14 protein-coding genes are annotated in these 16,937 nt (G+C 66.9%); 11 read left to right on the top strand and 3 right to left on the bottom strand.

Going from position 1 to position 16,937, the window contains the following annotated elements; genetic code table 11:
- The first annotated feature begins 4 nt into the window (after nt 1–4).
- The 8 genes from Q0R23_RS10705 to Q0R23_RS10740 all read left to right on the top strand — a co-directional run bounded on the left by Q0R23_RS10705 (nt 5) and on the right by Q0R23_RS10740 (nt 9,234).
- Nucleotides 5–1,252, top strand: coding sequence for an anhydro-N-acetylmuramic acid kinase (locus tag Q0R23_RS10705; protein WP_293912945.1), 1,248 nt, complete (start codon nt 5–7; stop codon nt 1,250–1,252).
- Nucleotides 1,249–2,256 (top strand): serine hydrolase domain-containing protein, encoded by a 1,008-nt coding sequence (locus tag Q0R23_RS10710; RefSeq protein ID WP_293912900.1) that lies wholly within the window; start codon nt 1,249–1,251, stop codon nt 2,254–2,256. The genes Q0R23_RS10705 and Q0R23_RS10710 overlap by 4 nt, the downstream gene beginning before the upstream one ends.
- A gap of 157 nt (nt 2,257–2,413) precedes the next feature.
- Entirely contained in the window at nt 2,414–4,198 is a 1,785-nt protein-coding gene (locus Q0R23_RS10715; RefSeq protein ID WP_293912902.1) for an ABC transporter substrate-binding protein, read from the top strand.
- Nucleotides 4,199–4,367: 169 nt separating this feature from the next.
- Nucleotides 4,368–5,339 (top strand): ABC transporter permease, encoded by a 972-nt coding sequence (locus tag Q0R23_RS10720; protein WP_293912903.1) that lies wholly within the window; start codon nt 4,368–4,370, stop codon nt 5,337–5,339.
- A 118-nt stretch (nt 5,340–5,457) separates the two neighbouring features.
- Nucleotides 5,458–6,579, top strand: a complete 1,122-nt coding sequence (locus tag Q0R23_RS10725; RefSeq protein WP_293912905.1) for an ABC transporter permease — start codon at nt 5,458–5,460, stop codon at nt 6,577–6,579.
- Nucleotides 6,579–7,460 (top strand): BadF/BadG/BcrA/BcrD ATPase family protein, encoded by an 882-nt coding sequence (locus tag Q0R23_RS10730; protein WP_293912907.1) that lies wholly within the window; start codon nt 6,579–6,581, stop codon nt 7,458–7,460. Before Q0R23_RS10725 ends, Q0R23_RS10730 begins: the two co-directional genes overlap by 1 nt.
- Nucleotides 7,457–8,419 carry an N-acetylmuramic acid 6-phosphate etherase gene (murQ, locus tag Q0R23_RS10735; protein WP_293912909.1) on the top strand — a complete coding sequence of 321 codons (963 nt, stop codon included), beginning with the start codon at nt 7,457–7,459 and terminating at the stop codon, nt 8,417–8,419. The genes Q0R23_RS10730 and murQ overlap by 4 nt, the downstream gene beginning before the upstream one ends.
- Nucleotides 8,416–9,234, top strand: a complete 819-nt coding sequence (locus Q0R23_RS10740) for a GntR family transcriptional regulator (RefSeq protein ID WP_293912911.1) — start codon at nt 8,416–8,418, stop codon at nt 9,232–9,234. The genes murQ and Q0R23_RS10740 overlap by 4 nt, the downstream gene beginning before the upstream one ends.
- A gap of 49 nt (nt 9,235–9,283) precedes the next feature.
- On the opposite strand, the gene Q0R23_RS10745 is transcribed toward Q0R23_RS10740, so the two are convergent.
- Nucleotides 9,284–10,300: an alpha/beta fold hydrolase gene (locus Q0R23_RS10745; protein ID WP_293912913.1), complete on the bottom strand. Its 1,017-nt coding sequence runs from the start codon at nt 10,298–10,300 to the stop codon at nt 9,284–9,286.
- Nucleotides 10,301–10,483: 183 nt separating this feature from the next.
- Entirely contained in the window at nt 10,484–11,167 is a 684-nt protein-coding gene (locus Q0R23_RS10750) for a nitroreductase family protein (RefSeq protein WP_293912915.1), read from the bottom strand.
- 267 nt (nt 11,168–11,434) lie between these two features.
- On the opposite strand from Q0R23_RS10750, the gene Q0R23_RS10755 reads away from it, so the two are divergent.
- Together Q0R23_RS10755 and Q0R23_RS10760 are read left to right on the top strand one after the other, a co-directional pair.
- Nucleotides 11,435–11,890, top strand: a complete 456-nt coding sequence (locus Q0R23_RS10755) for a hypothetical protein (protein ID WP_293912917.1) — start codon at nt 11,435–11,437, stop codon at nt 11,888–11,890.
- A gap of 79 nt (nt 11,891–11,969) precedes the next feature.
- A complete protein-coding gene (locus Q0R23_RS10760; protein ID WP_293912919.1) occupies nt 11,970–12,920 on the top strand; it encodes an adenylyltransferase/cytidyltransferase family protein in 951 nt (316 codons plus the stop codon).
- A 423-nt stretch (nt 12,921–13,343) separates the two neighbouring features.
- On the opposite strand, the gene Q0R23_RS10765 is transcribed toward Q0R23_RS10760, so the two are convergent.
- A complete protein-coding gene (locus tag Q0R23_RS10765) occupies nt 13,344–13,817 on the bottom strand; it encodes an Lrp/AsnC family transcriptional regulator (RefSeq protein WP_293912921.1) in 474 nt (157 codons plus the stop codon).
- Between the two features lie 225 nt (nt 13,818–14,042).
- Here Q0R23_RS10765 and aceE point away from each other — a divergent pair, with 225 nt between their 5' ends.
- A complete protein-coding gene (gene aceE, locus Q0R23_RS10770) occupies nt 14,043–16,835 on the top strand; it encodes a pyruvate dehydrogenase (acetyl-transferring), homodimeric type (RefSeq protein ID WP_293912923.1) in 2,793 nt (930 codons plus the stop codon).
- Nucleotides 16,836–16,937 lie beyond the last annotated feature (102 nt).

Below are 16,937 nucleotides of genomic sequence, written 5' to 3' on the forward strand. Positions count from 1 at the left end.
GCGCATGAGCCCCCGTGCGCCCAGAATCCTGGGTCTGATGACCGGCACCAGCCTGGACGGCATCGACGCCGTGCTGACCGAATTGCCCGGCTGGCCTGGCCTGGGCGAAAGGGGGTCGCCTCCCCCACTGAACGGTTTGGGATTGGCCGGTCCCGTGCCCCGCGTCAGCATTCTGGAGCACGTCCAGACGCCGTTCGCCGCTGAGCTGCGCCGCGAGCTGCTGCGGGCCTGCCGCGATGAGCTGCGGGTCAGCGAGCTGGCTGAGCTGCATTTTAAGCTGGGCGAGGCGCTGGCAGAGGCCGCCGCCGAGCTGTCCGGGGGCGCCGACCTGATCGCCAGTCACGGCCAGACCGTCTACCACCTGCCCAGACTAGGTGAGCACAGACTGGGTGAGCACAGATTGGGTGAGCACAGACTGGGTGAGCTGACCGGCGGGCGGACCAGGGCCACTTTTCAGATCGGGGAGGCCGCCTGCATCGCCGAGGCCACCGGCAAACCGGTCATCGCCGACTTCCGGCCCGCCGATCTGATCGCCGGGGGCCAGGCCGCGCCGCTGGTGCCGTTCGCGGACCGGATCATCTACGCCGAGGCCGGGGTGCGCCGCTCGGTGCATAATCTGGGCGGCGTCAGCAACCTGACCTACCTGCCGGGCCTGGACCCTGACGGCGTGCTGGCCTTCGACACCGGCCCCGCCAACGCCCTGATCGACGAGGTGGCCCAGCTCGCCGGGCAAGCCTACGACGGGCCACACTTCGACGAGGGCGGGCGGCTGGCTGCCGCTGGACAGGTCGACACCGCGCTGGTCGAGTCCTGGCTGAGCGATCCGTATTTCAGCTTGCCGCCCCCCAAGTCCACCGGGCGCGAACGCTGGACCCTGCCGCTGATGCCGGGTGTGCCCGCAGGCATGAACCTGAGCGATCTGGCCGCCACCGTCACGGCCTTCAGCGCCCAAACCATCGTGGACGCTTACCGGCGACACGTCATTCCGCGTGATCTGGATGAGGTGCTGGTGGCGGGCGGCGGCGCCTTCAACACGCTGCTGATGGCGCTGATTCGGGGCGGCCTGGCGCCCATTCCGGTGAGCACCTTCGAGGAGCGCGGCTGGAACTCCTCGGCGCGGGAGGCGGCGGCCTTCGCGGTGCTGGGCTACTACGCCTACCAGGGCTGGCCCAACACGCTGCCCGGCACCACCGGGGCGCGGCACGCGGTGATCGCCGGGAAACTGAGTCGGCCTTACCGGAAGGCGCCGTGACCGGGCGAACTGATATCAAGCGGGCGACTGAGCTGGTGCAACGAGCCGTCGCTGCGGGCCAGATTCCCGGCGCCGCGCTGGGCCTGATCCGGGCCGGGGAAGCGCCCGTCATGCGCGTCTGGGGACTGGCCGAGCGCGAACCGGAGCGGCGCGAGCTGGACCTGAACGCCTGGTTCGACCTGGCGAGTCTGACCAAGGTGCTGTTCACTGTACCTGAAATGCTGCGGCTGGTCGAAGACGGCCTGGCTGATCTCGACGACCCGCTGAGCCTGACGCTGCCGGAGCTGAATCCTCAGACCGAACTGGCGTCTCGCACGCTGCGCCAGCTTCTGAGCCACACCGCCGGGCTGCCCGCCTCGGCGCCGCTGCACCTATGGGAGAGCACTCCGGACGCCATCAGGCAGCGGCTGCTGAGTGAGCCCTGGGAGCTGGGCGAGAACGTCTATTCCGATCTGGGCTACCTGCTGCTGGGCGTGGTGATCGAGCGGCTGCGCGGCGAGGCCCTGAGCGCACGCCCACTGACACCGGGATTGACCTTCACACCGCCCCCTGAGCTTTCCGTCTCCACCGAGCAGTGCGAGTGGCGGGGCCGCCTGCTGCGCGGCGAGGTCCACGACGAGAAAGCCTCCGCGCTGGGCGGGCCTGCCGGTCACGCCGGGCTGTTCGGCACGCTACGGGGCGTGCTGGGCGCCGCTCAGGGCTTGCTGGACGGATCGGCGCTCAGCTCAGCCGCACAGGCGGAACTGCGTGCCCCTCATACTCCCACCCGTGCCCTCGGCTGGGAGCGGAGACATCCCGGCTGGAGCGGCGGCAGCCTGTGCAGCCCGCAGACCCTCGGCCACACCGGCTTTACCGGCACCGGCTGCTGGATAGATTTCGGACGCGGCTCCGCCTGGGCGCTGCTGACCAACAACGTCCATCCCTCGCGGCGCCGCATGTCCAACCTGGGGCCGCTGCGCCGGGCGGTGGGCAACGCGCTGGCTGCCGGGTGGCACATTGACTGATACGGACTCCGGCGACCCAGGTGCATAATTGGCCTTAAAGTGGTATGGTTCGGGTCAAGACCGTTTCAAAAGGTGCCTGCTTCTACTGGCACTCGTTTTGCCCGCCGTGCATCTGCGCTGCGGCCTCGCCCTATTCGTTCCTACCCCGGAGGTTTTGATGCGCCCAATCAGATTGCCCGCCCGCCAGAAATCGGCCCTGAGCGCCCTCGTCTGCTCGACCCTGGCCCTGAGCCTGAGTGCCAGTGCGGCGCCCAAGAAGGTCAGCGGCTACGAATCGCTGGGCGTCACGGCGGGCAAGACCGGCGGAGGGGCAACGCTGATCCTGGGTGACAGCCCGCAGAGCCTGAACTATTACGGCGCCATCGACAACAACCTGGGGCTGATCTCGCAGCAACTCTTCGACGGTCTGGTCGAGTTCAACTACGCCACCTACAAGCTCGAACCCGCCCTGGCCGAAAGCTGGACCGTCTCTGCTGACGGCAAGACCTATACCTTCAAGCTCCGCCAGGGGGTCAAGTGGAGCGACGGCGAGCCGTTCACCGCCGACGACGTGGTGTTCACCTACGAGCAGATCATCGAGAATCCCGAAGCGCGGGCCGGAGACGCCGCCACCTTTACCCAGAACGGCAAGAAGGTCAACTTCGAGGCCGTCGATAAAAACACCGTCAGGGTGACGCTGCAAAAGCCCACGCCCGCCTTCCTGCTCCAGATGCGCAATTTCATTATGCCCAAGCACAAACTGATCAAATTCAGCGTCGAGGGCGGCGCCAAGGCGGCGGACCTCAACAACGCCTGGCCCACCAACGTCGCGCCCGCCGAGGTGGTCGGCACCGGGCCGTTCAAGCTCAACAGCTACACCGCCGGGCAGAAGGTCAGCCTGGTCCGCAACCCCAACTCGTGGAAGGTGGACGCCAAGGGCACCAAGTTGCCGTACCTCGACACGCTGGATTTCCTGATTATCCGCGACCCACAGGCCCAGGTGGCGCAGTTTCTGGCCGGAAACGTGGACCAGCTCAACATCACCGGCGCCCAGTTTCCCGATCTCAAGCAAAAGGAAGTCGCCGGGGCGCCCTTCAAGGTGGTGCGCAGCACGGCGCTGTTCGGTTCGCCGCCGTTCGTGGCCTTCAACTTCGACGCCAAGGACGCCGCGCTCGCCAAGCTCTTCAGCAACCTGAAATTCAGGGTGGCGGCGCAGTCAGCGCTCAACCGCAACCGCCTGATCGAGACCGTCTACAACGGCCTGGCCGGGCTGCCGGGTCACGGCGTGGCGCCTGCCAACAAGGAGTTCTACGTCAACACCAAGGGCTCGCTCGGCAGTTTTGACCTGGCAGCGGCGGGCGCGGCGCTCGACGCGCTGGGTCTCAAGGACACCGACGGCAACGGCGTGCGCAACCTGCCCGGCGGCAAGGATCTGGAGATCAGCCTGACCTACGGCACCGATTCGAGCGTCTATCCGGCCATCGCCACCATCATCCAGAACGACTTCAAGGCGGTGGGCATCAAGGTCAACTTACAGGGCATCCTGGTCAAGAACCTGCTCTCCACCGGCCTGAGCGGCAACTTCGAGATGATCCTGCACGCCTTCGGCGACCAGCCCGACCCTGAGCTGCGCCGCCCGATCTGGCAGCCGGGCGGGGCGCTGTACTACTGGCACCGCTCGCTCCAAAGCGCTACAGACGGCGCCGCACCCAATATCGCCAAGATGTTCCCCTGGGAAAAGGAGATCTACAGCATCTTCGAAACCGCTGCCGTCACCCCGGACCGCGCCCAGCGCAAGGCCCTGTATACGAGGTGGCAACTGCTGTTCGCCCACAACCTGCCGGTCATCCCGCTGCTCAAGCCGGAGAACATCGGCGCCGTGTCCAACAAGTACGGCAACTATGTCTACAACCTCGGCGTGATTCCCGGTTACAACCCGGTGCCTCTGATTTACCAGAAGTAAAAGAGGGAAGTGGGGAGTGGGCGGCGGGTAGTGGGGAACGGCTTCCCACTGCCTGCCTATCCTCCACCCCTCCTTTCATAGACCTCACGCCGTACCAGAAAGGTTGCGTCATGCCCCCAGATCCTCGCTGTTCCCACTCCCTACTCCCCACTTCCCACTCCCCCCCACCGTGTTGAGTTTCATCCTCCGGCGCGTGCTGGGCATGTTGCCCACGCTGCTGGTCATCAGCGCCGTGTGTTTTCTGGTCATCAAGTTGCAGCCGGGCAGCTTCACCGATCAGTACCTGGAAGACCCGCGCTTTACCCGCGAGACGGCGGCGGCCATCAGCCGTCAACTGGGGCTCGACCAGCCGCCGGTAGCGCAGTATTTCCACTGGCTGGGCGGCGTGCTGACGCGCTTTGATTTCGGCTATTCCTTTTTGCAAAACCGCCCGGTGGTGACCGTCATCGGCGAACTGCTGGGCTGGACGGTCTTCATCGCGCTGCTGACCCTGCTGCTGAGCTGGGTGATCGCCGTGCCGCTGGGCATCTACACGGCCTTCAACCGGCACAGCGCCTCGTCCCAGGTGATCGGCGTTCTGGGGTATCTGGGCCTGGCGATTCCCGATTTTCTGGCGGCGCTGCTGATCGTGGCGGTGGTGTTGCGGCTTGGTGGCACCAACGTGGGCGGGTTGTTCAGCCCGAAGTATATCGACGCGCCGTGGTCGTGGGCACGCGTTTTGGACCTGCTGAATCACCTGTGGATTCCGGTGGTGGCGGTGGGCCTGGAGGGCGTGGCCGGGTTGATGCGCCAGATGCGGGCCTCGATGCTCGACGTGCTGGGGCAGGATTACGTGCGCACGGCGCGGGCCAAGGGGGCGCCGCAGCGCCGGGTGATCTGGCGCCACGCGGTTCGCAACGCCATCAACCCGCTCATCAGCCTGGCCGGGCTGAGCCTGCCGACGCTGATTTCGGGCACCATCATCATCAGCATCGTACTGAACCTGCCGACCATCGGGCCGCTGCTCTACGACAGCCTGGTCAACAAGGATCAGTACATGGCCCTGACCCTGCTGATGTTCAGCGCCGCGCTGCTGCTGCTCGGCAACCTGCTGGCCGACATCGCGCTGGCCTGGGCCGACCCCAGAGTGAGGTACTCGTGACGAGCTGGAAGGTAGGTGTTGTCGTCGGGAAGTGGGCGGGGGGAAGTGGGAAGTGGGAACAACCCTCGATCTTTTCCCACTTCCCACTCCCCACTCCCCACTTCCTGTGGGGTACCACATGACCACCCTCGCGGCCCCGGAGGCGAAGTCGGCCAGCACGCTCTCGATGGCCTGGCGGCGCTACCGCAAGTCAAGGCTGGGCGTGCTGGGCGGCTGGGTGCTGGCGGCGCTATACCTCACCGCCCTGTTCGCCGGATTCCTGTCGCCGTACAGCATCACCACCCAGCACCAGGGACACGAGTACCAGCCGCCGAGCAGGCTGCATCTGGTGGGCAAGGGCGGCCTGAGCTGGCCCTTCGTCTACGGCACCAGGGAGTCGCGCGACCCGGTGACCTTTGCCCGCAAGTCGGTGGACGACCCCAGCGTACAACTTCCGGTGCGCCTGCTCGTGCGCGGCGAGCCGTACCGTTTCTTCGGCCTCCAAAGCGACCTGCATCTGTTCGGCGTGCCGCTGGCGCAGGGCGGCTCGCCCCAGGTCTTCTACTTTCCCTTCGGCACCGACCAACTGGGCCGCGATCTGCTCTCGCGCACACTGGTCGGCGGCCAGGTCAGCCTCACGGTGGGCCTGATCGGGGTGGTTATCTCCTTCGCCATCGGTATCCTGATGGGCGGAATCAGCGGCTACTACGGCGGCCTGACCGATACCCTGATCCAGCGGCTGATCGAGGTGCTGCTGAGCTTCCCCCGCCTGCCGATTCTGCTGGCGCTGAGCACCCTGATTCCCCCCAGATGGCCGAGCACCTGGGTCTACCTGGGCATCGTGGCGGTGCTGGCGTTGATCGGCTGGGCGGGTCTGGCGCGGGTGCTGCGCGGGCAGGTGCTGACGCTGCGCTCGCTCGATTACGTCTCGGCGGCGCAGGCCATCGGGGCACGCGACCTGCGGATCATCCTGCGGCACATCACGCCCAACCTCAGCTCGTTTCTGCTGGTGACCGCCACGCTGGCGCTGCCCGGCTTCGTATTGGGCGAGAGTGCGCTGAGCTTTCTGGGCCTGGGCATCAAGGAGCCGATGACGAGCTGGGGCCTGCTGCTGGCTGACGCCCGCCGCGAGGGCTTCCAGACGCTCAACCTCTACCCCTGGCTGCTGTTGCCGGGCTTGTTTCTGGTCATCACCATCCTGGCCTTCAATTTCTTCGGCGACGCCCTGCGCGACGCGGCTGACACCCAGACGAGGCTGTGATGCCTGGCTTACTGCTCGGTCTGGACGGTGGCGGCAGCGGCACCAAATGGGCCTTGTTCGACGGCGCTGAGGTCGTGCGGCAAGGGCGGCTGGAGGCGTTGACCGGCCATAATCTGGACGCCGGAGCGGTGCGGGCCGTGCTGGAACCGCTTGTGCTGGATGAACGACTTACCGCTGTGACGGGCATTGTCGCCGGAATCAGCGGGCTGCAAGTGGGTGGCGCTGAGGTCTTGCAGGCGGTCCTCGCCGACATCTTCAACATCCCAGCCTCCAGTATCCGCGTCACCGACGATATGGAGCTGGCCTACGCCGCGCAGTTCGGATCGGGCGAGGGCGTGCTGGTCTACGCCGGAACCGGAAGTATCGCCTATCACCGCACACCGGGCGGCGAGGTGCTGCGGGCAGGCGGCCACGGCTTCTTGCTCGGTGACGAGGGCGGGGCCTTCTGGCAGGGGCGGGAAGCGTTGAGAATCGTGCTGGCCGCTCAGGATGCGGGGCAGGTTTTCTCCGGTCCGCTGGCCGACGAGCTGACCGCCCTCACCGGTTCGCCGAGCTGGCCTGAGCTGCGAAGCTGGGTCTACGGCGGCGGGCGCGGGACCGTGGCAAATCTGGCTCCAGCCGTCCACCGGGCGGCGCTGGCGGGCGATGCGCAGGCCCAGGACGTGATGCGGCAAGCTGGACAGGCGTTGGCCCGGCTGGCGTCCACACTGCTGCGCCGCTGCCCACCCGGTCTGCCGCTGGTCCTGGCGGGCGGCGCGGCCAATCCGCTCGTGCGGGGCGCCTTCACCGCCGCGCTGCCCGATGTCGTTCAGCTCGCCCCTGTCGCCCCCGTGCTGGGCGCACCGCATCTTGGCTTCAGACCAAGGCAGGCGGCGCCATGACCCGTGATCTGCCAGACCTCAAGCCACCGAACACCACTCGACTCGCCACCGAGCAGCCCAGCAGACAGCACGCCGACCTGGACCTGCTCGGTACGCCTGAACTGGTCACGGCGCTGATGGACGACCAGGCGGGCGCCTTGAGGGCGGTGCAGGCGGTGGCTCCACTCATCGCCGAGGCCGTCGAGCGGGCGGTAGCTTGCCTGAAGCGGGGTGGCCGACTGGTCTACCTGGGCGCCGGAACCTCCGGGCGGCTGGGCGTGCTGGACGGGGTGGAGCTGCTGCCGACCTTCGCCTGGCCGCCTGAGCGGCTGGTCACGCTGATCGCGGGCGGGCCGGGCGCCATGTTCCGCGCCGTGGAAGGCGCCGAGGACGACTGCGCGGCGGGCGAGGCCGATCTGAGAGAAGCCGATTTTAGCCCGGACGACGTGCTGATCGCGCTGGCGGCCAGCGGCACCACGCCGTATGTGCTGGGCGCGACTGACTACGCCAATACGCTGGGCGCCCTGAGCATCGGCGTCAGCAACAACCCTGGCAGCGCCCTGATGCAGCGCGTCACGGTGGCCCTGGCGCTCGATACCGGCGCGGAGGTCATCGGCGGCAGCACCCGCCTGAAAGCCGGAACCGCCCAGAAGATCACGCTCAATACCTTTTCGAGCGCCGTGATGGTCCGGCTGGGCAAGGTCTACGGCAACCTGATGGTCGATGTACAGGCCACCAACGCCAAGCTGCGACTGCGTGCCCTGAGCCTGACCATGCTCGCCAGCGGCGCCGCGCAGCCCGAAGCCGAGCGGGCGCTGGCGGCGGCCAGAAATCAGGTCAAGGTCGCCGTCGTGATGCTGCGGCTGAATCTGGACGCGGCAGCGGCGCTGGCGGTGCTCAGCCGGGTCGGCGGCAGTCTGCGGGCCGCGCTGGCAGCGGGGGCGTCAGAATTAGCGCAGTCATCAAGGCAGACTCCTTGAGCACCGTCTCCGACACCCTGCCGCTGGCGCAGAAACCACTGTCGCTGGCGCTGAGACTCGATCCGGGGGCCAGCACGCCGATGTATGTGCAGGTGGCCCAGGAGCTGCGGCGCTGGCTGCATTCCGGTGGGGCGCCCGTCGGCACGGCACTTCCCAGTGAGCGCGACCTGGCCGCGCAGCTCGGCGTCTCGCGGGTCACGCTGCGGCAAGCGCTCTCGCTGCTGACCGAGCAGCGTCTGCTGGAGCGGCGGCGCGGCAGCGGCACGTTCATTCTGCCCAGCCCGGAGCAAGCGACCCAATCTCACCGCATTGAGCACCCGCTGGGCACGCTGACCAGTTTCAGCGACGATATGCACGCCCGTGGCCTGAAACCCGGCGCCCGCATTCTGGATTTCGCGCTGAAGTTGGCCACGCCCCAGGAAGCCATGCTGCTGAACCTGGGCGCCAGCAGCCAGGTCTACCGGATTCGTCGCCTGCGCACCGCCGACGGCTCGCCGCTGGCCGTCGAGTCGAGCGTGCTGCCCTTCGAGCGGGTGGGCGAGCTCTCCAGCGAGGGCCTGACCGACCAGAGCCTGTACGCGCTGCTGGCCGCTCGCCAGTTGTCGCCCGTGCGGGCGCTGCGCCACCTGCGGGCCGTCAACGCCGACGCCGAGTACGCCGCGCTGCTGGACACCGAGATTGGCGCCGCGCTGCTGATGACCGAACGGGTGTCGTGGAATGCGGCGGGCACGCCGATTGAAATGGCCTTCGCCCACTACCGGGGTGACCGTTACGACTTCCTGATGGAGCTGCACCAGAACCCGGACGATCAGTGAGCCAGCCTCAGCAATTCAGCCCCGGTAATTCAGCCTCAATCGGCCCGCCTCAGTTCTCCAGCCACTGGCGCACCGCCGCCTTCAGGAACGCCAGCTCGTCCGGCAGGCCCGCCGGACTGCCTGCCCGGTGGCCCCAGACGCCGGGAATGGGCCGCAGCTCGCCGGAGCGTAGATACGGCAGCTCGGCGGCGTTGTCGGCGACCCGGAAATACAGGTCGGTTTCGCCCGGCAGCAGCAGCACCCGCGCCTGGATGGCCGCCAGCGCACGCGGCAGGTCGCCGCCGTAGAGGTCCCCCGCGCTGAGGTCACCACTTTGCCAGGTCAGCGCCTGGGCGTAGAGGTCGGCGGCCCTGAGATCGGCGAACCCGGCTTCCCAGTCGGTCTTGAGGTAGGTGTCCAGGTCGGGGGCGCCCAGCACCGTTTTGAACAGCTCGGCACGGTAGAAGTCCTGGCTGAGTCCCCAGCCCGCGTAGATGTGACCGAAAGCCCTGAGCGCCAGCAACGGCTCGGCGCTGAACTGGCCGTTGCCCAGGTATTCCGGCGCGGCTTCCAGGGTGCGCAGCAGACCCGACAGAAAGACTTGGTTGTGCAGGGCGGTGCGGGCGCTGCCGCAGACGATGATGGCCCGCTGGACCCGCTCCGGAAACAGGGCGGCCCAGTGGTAGGCCTGCATGGCGCCCATCGAAAAGCCGTAGGCGGCGGCCACACTCTGGATGCCCCAGACCTCTTGCAGCAGCCGGGCCTGCGCCAGCACGTTGTCGCGCACCGTGACGAGCCCCGGATACCCCGGCGTGTTGGCCGCCCCCGACGACAGCCCGTTCGAGAACATGTCGGGAATGACGATAAACCACCGCTGCGGGTCCAGAATGCCGTCCGGACCGATCAGCCAGCTCTGGGCGTCGTGGGTGGCGGTGTAACTGGTCGGGTAGACGATGACGTTGCTTTTATCGGCGTTGAGCGTCCCGTGCGTCTGCCAGGCCAGCCGGGCACCGTGGATGGTGCCGCCCCGCTCGGCAGTGAGGTCGCCCAGCTCGAAGACGCCCTCCTTAACAGGCCAGGTAGTCAAGACTGAGCCTTTGGGCACAGACCCCTTGGGCACTGAGCTTTTGGGCACTGAGCTTCTGGGCACTGAGCTTTTGGGCACAGTCGCCCTGTTAGAAAGTGCGTCATGTGTCCACCATACGCCGTGTCTGGAGTTGCAGATTGGGCGCTGACCTTCATCTCAGCGGACCTCAAGACCAGATGCAGGTCAGTAGAACTTGACGAGGCGCTCGGTGGCGTGGCGGTGCTGGGGGAAGCCCGGCTCGTCGCGTTTGCCGATCGGCAGCAGCCCGGCGAACTGGACGTGCTCCGGCAGGCCCAACAGGTCGCGCACCTTCTGGGGATCAAAACCCAGCATCGGCGAGGTGTCGTAGCCCTTGCCACGCGCCGCCAGCATCAGAAAGGCGAAGGCGATGTTGGCCTGGGCCAGTCCCCACTGGCCGCGCACGGCCACCGGCTGACCGCCGAACACCCTGTCGAAGGTCTGGCGCTGGGTGGCGCGGCCCTCATCGCCCATACCGGGGTGAGCGGTCTCCTCGGCGGTGGCCAGGACGTCTTCCATGTCGCTGTAGACCACGATCACGGCGGGCGCACTGCCGACCTGGGGCTGGCCGTAGGCGGCCTCCTGAAGCCTGGCCTTGATCTCCGGGTTCTGGACCACGGCGAAGCGCCAGGTCTGGGCGTTCCAGGCGCTGGGGGCGCGGCTGGCCAGTTCCAGAATCTCGCGCAGGTCATTCTGGTCAATCGGCTCCTGCACGAACTTGCGAATAGTGACGCGGGTGTTGATGGCCTCGCTGGTGCTGAGGTCGGTGGCGCTGCGAGCAGAGACAGTGGCATTGGTTGAACCAGTGACGGTCGAACCAGTGGCGGTTGAAACAGTGGCGTTGGTCATATGCGGTAGTTTATGTCAACCGATTTAGAAAGTCAATCAGTATGAGAAAGCTAGATCGAGTAAAGGTCGGGCAAAGACTGCCGGTCAGTTGACTGAACCTTTCGGAGTCATGAGGACCGTCTCAACAGCGGCGCAATGGCCCCCAGACGATCCAGACATTAGCGTGAGCAGGATGAGACCGCCGTGTGATTTCCCTGTATCTGAACGCGACCTGAACCGTGACGGCACCGACCATTTGGTATCTAGCCGGGCCAGGTGCGGCGGCGAATGACCACCTGGCGTGCTCCACGGCTGGGCCGCGCCGCCGCCCCGGCCTTCCCGGTCTCGGCAGTCGACAGCCTCAGCGCCCTGCTGCTGGGCGCCCTGGCCACCGCGCTGCAACTGGAACCGGGCTGGCCGAGTTTCACACTGGTGTGGGTGATCGCCGCCCTGGCGCTGCGCAGCCGCCTGAGCCGAATGGCACCCAGCCTGCTGAGCGGCGTTCGGCGGGAGTGGCAGCCTACAGGCGACGCGCCGTCGATCCGGGCCGTGCAGTACAGCGGCGCCGGAGCCTCGTACCTGATGGTGCTCAACAGCTCCTCGCAGCCGCAGCCGCTTCGCCTGGCCCTGCCCGGCACCAAGCGGCTGCGGCCCCTGTTCAGTGCCAGCGACCTGCGCCTGAACGCCGGGCAACTGAGCGGCACGCTGGGCGCCCTGGGCGTGCAGGTGTTTGCCGTGCAGTGAGGCAGATGTCGTCCTGGCGCGGTCAGCACGCCCTCACCCTCCCGCTCGGCAGACCGCGCCACTGCGCTAGACTCCCCGGATGCCGCGCCCCGCCGTGCTGATCGGACGTTTTCAACCGCCGCACCGGGCGCACCTGGCGCTGATGCAGCAGGCGCTAGAACTTGCGGGCGAACTGGTCATCGTGCTGGGCAGCGCCCACAGCGCCCGGACCACTCGCAATCCACTGCTGGACGCCGAACGCCGGGCCTTGATCGCCGAGATGCTGCGCTCCGAGAATATCGACCCTGACCGAATTCGCTTTGAATCCGTGCCGGACGTGCTCTACAACCTGCCGCTGTGGGTGGACCTGGTGCAGCGAGCGGTGAACGCCGAACAGGCGCTTCTGGCCGGATTCGACAAGGACGCCAGCAGCTTTTATCTGAAGCTCTTTCCCGGCTGGCAGACGCTGGAGCTGCAAGTCACCCTCGACACCAACGCGACGGCCATCCGCAAGGCGATGTTCCGCCGCGACTGGGCACAGGTCGGGCAAGGCGTGACCCCGGCGGTGCTGGCCGGACTGCTGGCGTTTGCGCGAACGGACGCCTTCAATGAGCTGCTGGCGGACCAATATGCTACTCAGCACCTCGCCCACCTGTACCCAGCAAACACGGGGCCGATTCGCTCGGCGGCGGCGCTGCTCGTGTTCGGCGACCAGATGCTGCTGTACCCGCGCTGGGAGCGCCCCGGTCTGGGCCTGTGGAGCCTGCCGGAAGCCGCTTCGGTGGAGCGAGCCCTTCAACTCGTGCCAGGCGCTGATCCAGGCGACCTCCAACCCCTGCGCTCCCGGTTGCTGGACGCCCCGCAGCGCGTGCCCGGCCTGGACTGGCAGACGCGGGCGACCCTGTTCAGGCTGGCGTCCCGTTTACCTGTCCGGCCCGGCGCCCACTGGCTGCCGCTGGAGCTGGCACAAACCCACCCGGAGACCTTCTTCGCCGACCACGCCCAGGGCGTCCGGGCGCTGCTGGAGAACTGGCCGGGCAATGAGATTTAACGAGCGCAAACAACCGTTCAGCACGGCGTTCTGGGCATTCCATCACCCTCGCCCCCTGCGGAACTAGAGCAGTACTCCGAATTACGCCACGGGGAAAACAGCCTCCCCGCGCCTCCATTCTGCGCCTTGCTCAGTCAAAACCACTCGCTCCGCTCGGTCATAAAAAGGGTCTTTTTATGACATCTGCTCTAGTGCAGCTCGCGCAGAGAGTCGCAGACAGGCTTGCACAACGCCGCGCTCAGGATGCCAACACGAGCAGGTTGTCATGCTGAGCTTGCCGAAGGCATCTCCCGGCGTCCCAGCGCACGTAGCGAGCGTGACAGGGCCTTCTTTGGCTGACGGGCAAGGTCCCCGGCCACGTCAGAGCCTTCACTGCGTTCAGGGTGACCACTCATTCGCTGCACAACGCCCAGAACGCGGTACTCAGGTCGCCAGCAGCGGCAGCACCGTGGTGGATTTGACGCGCTTGAGCGACATCATCGACTCGATGGTCGCCACGCTCGGAATCTGCGTCAGCCGCCCCAGCATCAGCTCGCGGTAGTGCTCCAGGTCGCGCACCGCCAGCTTGAGGATGTAATCGGTCTGGCCCAGCACCAGGTGGCATTCGAGCACTTCGGGAATATCCAGAATTTCCTGCTCGAACTCGGTGACGCTGGCATTCAACTGGTTTTTCAACTTGATCGACACGTACACCGTCGCCCCGATGCCCGCCAGGTCGGGGTCGAGCAGCATCACGTACCCGGCGATCAGGCCGCTGTCTTCCAGCCGTTTGACGCGCCGCAGACAGGTCGAGGGCGTCAGACCGAGTTCGTCGGCCAGCTCGGTGTTCGGCAGGTTGCCGCCGCGTTGCAGCGCCTGCAAGATGGCCCGGTCCGTGGCGTCGAGGGAAAGTGGCATACTGTTGCATGATGATGAACGATCTGCACTTTCATTGCAATTCTGGGCGATAAACCGGCATTGTTGCAATCGGAAATCAGCTCCACTCTGCTACGTTGTGCGTATGCGACTCGAACGGAAGGCAGGCGTGTCCAGGCAGACGAAAACGGTGTGTGGCACGGACTTAACCGGCGCGGCGGCTTTTATTGGCACGGCGGACTTTACCGGCGCAGCCTTGCAGCGCTCATGATCTCCACGTCGCTGTGGCCCACGCCCGGACACGACCCCGACCCCGCCGAGACGGCGGACTGGCTGGAGAGCTTCGAGGGGGTGCTCAGGCGCGGCGGGCCAGCACGCGCCGCCCGGCTGCTCGATGAACTGCTGCGGCGGGCCAGCCAGGAACGGTTGCCGCTGCGCTGGCGCTACAACACGCCGATGCAGAACACCATCGCGCCACAGGAGCAGCCCGACTACCCCGGCGACCTGGGCACCGAGGCGAAGCTGTCCGCCGCCGTGCGCTGGAACGCCATGGCGATGGTGATGCGGGCCAACCAGGAGTCGAGCGAACTGGGCGGGCACCTGGCCACCTTCGCCAGCGCCGCCGAGCTGTACGAGGTGGCCTTCAACCACTTCTTGCGGGCCGGGTCAGCGGGCGGCCCAGCAGACGGCCCAGCAGACAGCTCAGTAGACGGCCCGGTGGGCGGCTCAGTGGCCGGTGCGCCGACGGGCGATCTGGTGTTCTATCAGCCGCACGCCGCGCCGGGCCTGTACGCACGGGCCTTTCTGGAGGGCCGCCTGAGCGAAGCGCAACTGCTGAACTACCGCCGCGAGGTCGGCGGACAGGGGCTGCCCAGCTACCCGCACCCCTGGCTGATGCCCGATTTCTGGTCGTTTCCCACCGGCTCGATGGGCCTGGGGCCGATTCAGGCCATCTACCAGGCGCGGTTCATGAAATACCTGGAGGGGCGCGGCCTGCTGCCTGCGAGTGACCGCAAGGTCTGGTGCTTTGTCGGTGACGGCGAGATGGACGAGGCCGAGGCGCGCGGCGCACTGGGGGTCGCCAGCCGCGAGGGCCTGGACAACCTGATCTGGGTGGTCAACTGCAACCTGCAACGCTTAGACGGCCCGGTGCGCGGCAACGGCAGCATCGTGCAGGAGCTGGAGGCGGTCTTCGGGGCGGCGGGCTGGGAGACCATCAAGGTGCTGTGGGGCTCGAACTGGGACGCGCTGTTTGCCGCCGATCCCCAGGAGCTGATTCTGGAGCGCATGAACCAGACCCTCGACGGTGAGTACCAGAGCTATAAAGCCAAAGACGGGGCCTACGGGCGTGAGCAGTTCTTCGGCTCCGACCCCGAACTGCTGCGGCTGGTTCAGCACCTCAGCGACGCCGAGATTCAGGACCTGCGGCGCGGCGGCCACGACCCGCAAAAACTCCACGCCGCCTACGCCCGCGCCACCGTCGCCACTCAGCCGGTGGTGATCCTGGCGCTGACCGTCAAGGGCTACGGCTTGGGCAGCGCCGGGGAGGGCAAGAACACCGCCCACCAGCAGAAGAAACTGGACCTGGAGCAGCTCCGGGGCGTTCGGGAGCGCTTCGGCCTGCCGCTGACGGACCGGCAGTTGCAGAACTTCGAGTTTTACCGCCCGCCGGAAGACGCGCCGGAGATGCGCTACCTGCGTGAGCGCAGGCAGGCGCTGGGCGGCGCGCTGCCTGCTCGGCGCAGCCACGCCGCCCGCGTCGAGCTGCCCAGCCGGGAGGCGCTGCTGCGCTCGGTGCAGGGCAGCCAGGAGCGCGAAGTTTCGACCACCATGGCCTTCAACCAGATTCTGACCACGCTGCTCAAGGACGCCGCGCTCGGCCCCCGCGTCGTGCCGATGATTCCCGACGAGGCCCGCACCTTCGGCATGAACGCCCTGTTCCGGCAGTTCGGCATCTACGCGCCCGGCGGTCAGCAGTACCGCCCGGAAGACGCCGATCAACTGCTCTACTACCGCGAGGACCAGCGCGGTCAGGTGTTGCAGGAAGGCATCAACGAGGACGGGGCCTTCGCGTCCTGGATGGCCGCCGCCACCGCCTACAGCACGCACGGCCTGGCGATGTTGCCGTTTTACACCTTCTACTCGATGTTCGGCTTCCAGCGCGTCGGTGACCTGGCCTGGGCCGCCGCCGACGCCCGCGCCAGGGGCTTTCTGATGGGCGCAACCGCCGGGCGCACCACCCTGTCGGGCGAGGGCCTGCAACATCAGGACGGGCACAGCCTGGTGCTGGCCTCGACGGTGCCCACCTGCCGCGCCTACGACCCGGCCTTCGCCTACGAACTGGCGGTCATCATCCACCGGGGCATGACCGAGATGCTGGCCGAAGACCGCGACGGCTACTACTACGTCACCCTGATGAACCAGAACTACACCCACCCGGCCATGCCCCAGGGCGCTGAAGAGGGCATCGTGCGCGGCATGTACCGGCTTCAGGCGAGCGCCGCAGCGGCTGGCCCACTGGTAGCGGCTGGCCCACTGGTAGCGCCTGGCCCACTGGTGCGCCTGCTGGGCAGCGGCACCATCCTGCTGGAAGTGCTGAGGGCCGCCGAGCTGCTCCTGAGCGACTGGAACGTCGGGTCCGAGGTCTGGAGCGTCACCAGTTTCGGGGAGCTGCGGCGCGGCGGCATGGAGGCTGAGCGCCGCAACCGGCTGCATCCCGGCGGCGTCCAGCAGATCCCATATGTCACCGAGTGCCTGAACAGTCCGGACTCCGCAATTTCAGACGCACCCATCATCGCCGCCACCGATTACCAGCGGGCCGTGCCCGACATGATCCGGCCCTACCTCAAGGCCGACTACCTGACGCTGGGCACCGACGGTTTCGGGCGCAGTGACCGGCGGGCCACGCTGCGCGAATTTTTCGAGATCGACGCCCATTTCATCGTCATAACCGCGCTGGGGGCGCTGCGCGACCAGGGCAAGCTGGAGCCGGAGACCGTTGTCCGGGCTATGGAACGCTACGGTGTAGATCCTGAGAAGGGCAATCCGCTGACGAGTTGACCTGACGAGCTGAATCGACACATTGAACCGCCGCCCAGATCAGAGTAGACCTCAACTGACGGACGCCCCCACCCTCTTTATCGTGACCGGGTTTATCTTGAT

Origin of the sequence: Deinococcus sp. (genome assembly GCF_025362455.1) — a bacterium.
Lineage (GTDB): Bacteria > Deinococcota > Deinococci > Deinococcales > Deinococcaceae > Deinococcus.